Source organism: Streptococcus sp. 714, from assembly GCF_013277115.1.
Classification (GTDB): domain Bacteria; phylum Bacillota; class Bacilli; order Lactobacillales; family Streptococcaceae; genus Streptococcus.
Genome location: NZ_VMMH01000022.1, coordinates 457 through 726, shown reverse-complemented (window position 1 = coordinate 726; position 270 = coordinate 457). Strand labels below are relative to the sequence as shown.

Genomic DNA, 270 nt, shown 5'->3' with positions numbered 1-270 from the left:
GTTTAGCTGGTGCTTTTGTATCTTCTGTTGCTTTTGCTGGTGTGCTTGCTTCTGATACATTTCCTGCTGGGTCTGTTGCTTTCGCTGTTACTTCTCCTGCTGGAAGTTTTTTCGTTGGTGTGATTGTAGCTTTTCCGTTTTCGTCTGCTACTCCTTCACCAATCTTGTTACCATCTTTATCAAATAACTCAACTTTAGATCCTGGTTCTGCTGTTACTTCAACTGGTGTCTTAGTTCCTGCTTTATCTGTTAAGTCTGTTTTGATTTCTG

The 270-nt window shown here is 40.7% G+C and carries 1 protein-coding gene; it reads right to left on the bottom strand.

What is annotated here, in order from left to right; translation table 11 throughout:
• Positions 1-270 (bottom strand): Ig-like domain-containing protein (locus HT718_RS09790; protein WP_173268146.1); only part of this gene is annotated, 270 nt, incomplete at both ends.